General features: G+C 58.9%; 7 protein-coding genes. All 7 read left to right on the forward strand.

All coding sequences use genetic code 11. The annotated features are described in order from the left end of the window. Nucleotides 1-927, forward strand: a 927-nt coding sequence (locus NZ746_05065; protein MCS6816737.1) for a methyl viologen-reducing hydrogenase, incomplete at its 5' end; no start/stop codon positions are given. Next, nucleotides 924-2,363, forward strand: a complete 1,440-nt coding sequence (locus NZ746_05070; GenBank protein ID MCS6816738.1) for a Ni/Fe hydrogenase subunit alpha — start codon at nucleotides 924-926, stop codon at nucleotides 2,361-2,363. The genes NZ746_05065 and NZ746_05070, both read left to right, overlap by 4 nt. Before the next feature lie 216 nt (nucleotides 2,364-2,579). Next, a complete protein-coding gene (locus tag NZ746_05075; protein MCS6816739.1) occupies nucleotides 2,580-3,083 on the forward strand; it encodes a hydrogenase maturation protease in 504 nt (167 codons plus the stop codon). 124 nt (nucleotides 3,084-3,207) lie between these two features. Next, nucleotides 3,208-3,402 carry a hypothetical protein gene (locus NZ746_05080; protein MCS6816740.1) on the forward strand — a complete coding sequence of 65 codons (195 nt, stop codon included), beginning with the start codon at nucleotides 3,208-3,210 and terminating at the stop codon, nucleotides 3,400-3,402. A gap of 16 nt (nucleotides 3,403-3,418) precedes the next feature. Then, nucleotides 3,419-3,766 carry a hydrogenase maturation nickel metallochaperone HypA gene (hypA, locus tag NZ746_05085; GenBank protein MCS6816741.1) on the forward strand — a complete coding sequence of 116 codons (348 nt, stop codon included), beginning with the start codon at nucleotides 3,419-3,421 and terminating at the stop codon, nucleotides 3,764-3,766. After that, nucleotides 3,757-4,443, forward strand: a complete 687-nt coding sequence (hypB, locus tag NZ746_05090) for a hydrogenase nickel incorporation protein HypB (protein MCS6816742.1) — start codon at nucleotides 3,757-3,759, stop codon at nucleotides 4,441-4,443. The genes hypA and hypB overlap by 10 nt, the downstream gene beginning before the upstream one ends. Before the next feature lie 45 nt (nucleotides 4,444-4,488). After that, a partial coding sequence (locus NZ746_05095; GenBank protein ID MCS6816743.1) for an acylphosphatase occupies nucleotides 4,489-4,815 on the forward strand: 327 nt, incomplete at its 3' end.

Here is a 4,815-nt window from a genome sequence, read left to right on the forward strand (position 1 = left end):
CTCGCTCAAGAGTGGTTCGCCATCTGCGGGGGATGCGAAGTCACGATCCTCGATGTTGGCGAGCCACTGCTCGATATTCTGCCTCAGCTTGAGATCGTTCACATGCCCGTCCTCATGGATCACAAGATCTACGGTCAAACCGGCGAGGGGGCCGAGCCGGAGATCCCTGAGGCGGACATAGGGATCATCACTGGCGGCATCCGGAACGAGGAGAACAAACGCCTCGCTCAAGAGATGCGCCGAAAGTGTAAGACCCTGATCGCGATGGGCTCCTGCGCCTGCTACGGCGGGGTGCCAGCGCTGGCGAATCTTTACACCGTGCAAGAGCTCTACGAGAAGGTCTATCGGGAGTCTGTCTCAACGGATCCCGATGGCATCCCCAGCGAACAGATTCCACCGCTCACTGACCGGGTGTACGCTGTTCATGAGGTTGTTCCCGTGGACATCAAGCTTCCGGGCTGTCCGACGACCCCGGAGCTATTCGTCGAAGCGCTGACGGCGCTGCTCGAGGGGAAGCCCTTCGCGCTGTCGGGCAAGAGCGTGTGCGATGAATGCCCGCTCATTCGGGAGAAGAAAGCCGTCTCCGCACTGAAGCGGCCGCTGGAGCCGATTGAGTTCACACCGGGCGAGCCGCTCAATACCGTGCGCTGCATCATGGAGCAGGGGTATCTCTGTCTCGGTCCGGCCACCAAAGCCGGCTGCGGAGGAAAAGAGGGAGTGCCGCGCTGCATCCGCGCCTACATGCCGTGCCGCGGCTGTTTTGGTCCGCTCTCAGATACGGCCAATCCCATGGTGGATATGATGGGCGCACTCGCTTCGATTGGTCTGGATGCCAAGCAAATTCCCGATCGAGCGGCCACATTCAATCGCTATGCTGGCGCGCAGGGTCGCTTGCGGCCCACACCGAAAGGAGGGAGGCCCGTATGAAAACACTCGTCATTCAACCTGTCTCTCGCATTGAAGGTCACGCGAAGGTCACGATTCAACTGGACGACACCGGCAACGTGGCGGATACGCGGGTGAACGTCATCGAATTGCGCGGTTTTGAGAAGTTCTGCATCGGAAGACCTGTCGAGGAAATGCCGCGCATTGTGACGCGCATCTGCGGCGTCTGCCCCTGGTCGCATCATCTGGCCGCGAGCAAGGCCGCCGATGCCGTCTTCGGCGTCGAGCCGCCGCCGGCCGGACGAAAGCTCCGCGAACTCTGCAACAGCATTGCCTACATGGAGGAGCACATCCTGCACTTCTATTTTCTCGCCGGAGCGGACTTCGTGATAGGACCAGACGCTGACCACACGGTGCGCAATGTCATCGGCATCATCGGCAAGATGCCCGATGTGGCCCGACAAGTCGTGCGCGTGCGCCATCTCTGCGCCAAGATGCTGGAGATCATCGCGGGCAAGGCGATTCATCCCGATGCTTCTGTGCCGGGAGGATTCAGCAAACCGCTGCTGCCGGCTGAACGCGATCAGGTCAGAAAGATGGCCGAGGAAGCCCTGGAACTGGCCAAGTTCTCCATCAAATTTGCCAAGGAGAACGTCTTCCCGCAGTATCTCGATACGGTGAAATCGTTGGGCGTCATCGAGACCGGCTTTCTCGGTACAGTGACCGATGATGGGGCGCTCAATCTCTACGACGGCAAGCTCCGCCTGATGTCGAAGGATGGTTCGTATGTCGAGTTCCCTTACGAGCGCTACACCGACTATATCGCGGAGCACATCGAGCCGTGGAGCTACTTGAAGTTCCCCTACGACAAGCGCGCGGGCGCCTTCTCGATGGACCTCGATCATCCGAGCGGCATCTATCGCGTGAACACGCTGGCTCGCATCAACGTGTGTGACTACATTGACACGCCGCTCGCTCAAGCCGAACTCGAAGAGTTCCGCAAGAACTTCGGTCGTCCGGCGCAACTGACGCTGCTCTATCATTGGGCGCGGCTGATCGAACTGCTCTACAACGCCGAAAACGCCATTCGCTTGCTCGATGATCCGGAGATCACGAGCGTGGAGACGCGCAAGAAAGTCGAACCGCGCGCGGCCCGTGGCGTCGGCTGCGTGGAAGCCCCTCGGGGCTCGTTGATCCACGACTACACGACCGATGAGAACGGCATGCTGACCAACGTCAATTTGATCGTCGGCACGACCCACAACAACGCGCCCATCAACATGTCGGTGAAACAAGCGGCGAAGTCGCTCATCAAGGACGGGAAGTACGATCAGGGCCTCCTCAATCGCGTGGAGATGGCCATTCGCGCCTACGATCCGTGCCTCTCCTGCGCCACGCACAAGTTCGACGGCACGCTCGCAGTCAAGATTGACATCTACGATCACCAGGGGCGCTTAGTTGATTCGCTGGCCAATTGAGGTGAGCGCTTTCATCCCTGGGAGCGCACGCATCTTGCGCGCCGGTGGGTAAGGGACGTTGAAAACTGCTTAATGCGTACTTTCATCGCCGGGAGCGTGCGCATCTGCGCGCCGGGCTTGCAGAGGCGACTCTGTCCGGCGCTATGGATAGTCACCGCTAACAGAGTACGCTGGAAGCGTGCGCTCCCTGGGTACTTGTTCGGGTGAGATGCGCTGGTGAAAGACAGCAGCTTTCTTCCGGAATTCTGCACCAAGCCAGTGCTGGTGCTCGGCTGTGGGAACCGACTCTTTGGCGACGACGGCTTCGGCTGTGAGGTGGCTGAGTATCTTCAAAAGCACTATCGGCTGCCTGACGAAGTTTACGTGATGGACGTCGGCACGAGCGCGCGCAAGCTCCTTTTCACGCTCTGCCTCAGCTCGGAACGACCCCGACAGATCATTCTCATTGACGCGGTGGACAAGGGACGAACGCCTGGAGAAATCTTCGAGCTATCGCTCGACGACCTGCCAGCGGAGAAAAGCGATGACTTCTCACTTCACCAGGTTCCATCATCGAATCTGGCGAAAGAATTGAAAGCTGTCGGCATTGACGTTCGCGTGATCGTTTGTCAGGTCGCGCGCGTGCCGGAGAGCGTCGAGCCCGGACTGTCCGAGCCGGTGGCGCGAGCGGTGCCGCGCGTCGCGGCGGAAATCGCCCGCCTGCTGTCGGCGGCCTCTTAGGGGCTGTCAGTTGAGCCTCGTTGATGGTATGCTTAAGGCATAAGCATGCCCGTTCGTCCGACGCAGTCAAAAATGAATCATGGTCAAAGAAAGAAAGGTCTACTTGCCAAAATGGATTGCCTGGATGGTCACCGTGATCATGCTGCCCGTGTGGGGATTGCTCACCTCCTCAACCTTTGTCCACCAGGTAACGGGACAACGGCTGAGCCTGGGCGAGTGGGTGGTCATCTCGATCGTCATCCTCGGATCCATCGTCATGGTCTTCCTGATGAGTTACGGGAAGTTGCCCGCCTATATCCTCAGGGAAGAGGACAAGTAGAGCCGTCATGCATGAGATGTCCATCGCGAGGAGTCTTCTGGAGATGATCGCGCAGTATGCGCCCGCGAATGGCAGAGCGCGGGTGAAGGTCGTGCGCCTGAGGATCGGCGAGCTGGCTGGTGTGATCCCGGAATCGCTGCGCTTTTGCTTCGAGGTGGCGAGCGAAGGAACCGTTGCGCAGGGAGCCGAACTGCAGATCGAGCATGTGCCTGTCATGAGCCGCTGCACCGACTGTCGCTGCGACTTTGAGGTCGAGCAGTACGCCTTCATCTGTCCGAACTGCGATAGCCCTAATGTCGAACTCATTTCCGGCAACGAGCTGGATGTGATAGAACTGGAGGTGGAAGAAGAGGGATGTCCGTGATCACCATCGAGCGAAAGATTCTGGAAAAGAACGATGAGATTGCCCGGCAGAATCGAGCGCGGCTGGCCGAGCATGGCATCTTAGCCCTCAACATGGTCAGCTCGCCCGGTTCCGGCAAGACGAGTCTCATCGAGCGGACGCTCGAACACCTGAACGGAAAACTGCGGATCGCCGTCATCGAAGGCGATGTCCACACCAGCCTCGATGCGGAACGCATCGCTCGTTATCGCGTGCCCGTCGTTCAAATCGTCACGCAAGGCGGGTGTCATCTTGACGCCCACTTGGTTGCGGAAGCAATGGCCAAGCTTGATCTCGCTCATTTGGACCTGTTGATCATCGAGAACGTCGGCAACCTCGTGTGTCCGGCGAACTATGATCTGGGCGAAGCCATGAAGGTCGTTATCATCAGCACAACCGAAGGCGATGATAAACCACTCAAATATCCGGCCATGTTCCGACAGGCGGAGGTGCTGGTGATCAACAAGATTGATCTGCTCCCCTATCTCAACTGCCGACTCGATGCGCTCAAGCAACACGCGTTGCAGATTAATCCGGCGCTGAAGGTGTTCGAGACTTCCTGCACGACGGGGGCCGGCATCCCCGACTGGTGCGCCTGGCTGGAAGCGATGACACGGCGAAAATCAGCGGTCCCCGAAGCTCCGGGACACGGCGGATAACTCCGGACTTTTTCCGCCGTTCGTGTAACTCATCGTGAGAGGGGTATGACCAAGCGACTGCGCATCAGCATTCGAGGCGCGGTGCAAGGCGTTGGCTTTCGCCCCTTCGTCTATCGGCTGGCGACAGAAATGGGGCTCCCCGGCTGGGTTTTGAATTCCGTCCAAGGCGTCTTCATCGAAGTCGAAGGAAGCGCATCTGAACTGGAGACCTTCCTTCTCCGCATCGAGCGAGAGAAGCCGCCGCGCTCGTTCATTCAGAGCCTGGAATATTCGTTCCTCGATCCCGTCGGTTACACGACGTTTGACATTCGCCACAGCGATGAGTCGGGAGAGAAAACGGCGCTCGTGTTGCCTGACATCGCTACCTGCTCG

This window comes from Blastocatellia bacterium, from assembly GCA_025055075.1.
GTDB lineage: Bacteria > Acidobacteriota > Blastocatellia > HR10 > HR10 > HR10.

What these genes read in the sequence shown, in the direction of transcription:
- NZ746_05070 (MCS6816738.1), top strand. Translation starts at nt 924, where the DNA reads ATGAAAACACTCGTCATTCAACCTGTCTCTCGCATTGAAGGTCACGCG.
- hypA (MCS6816741.1), top strand. Translation starts at nt 3,419, where the DNA reads ATGTCCATCGCGAGGAGTCTTCTGGAGATGATCGCGCAGTATGCGCCC.
- hypB (MCS6816742.1), top strand. Translation starts at nt 3,757, where the DNA reads ATGTCCGTGATCACCATCGAGCGAAAGATTCTGGAAAAGAACGATGAG.
- NZ746_05080 (MCS6816740.1), top strand. Translation starts at nt 3,208, where the DNA reads ATGGTCACCGTGATCATGCTGCCCGTGTGGGGATTGCTCACCTCCTCA.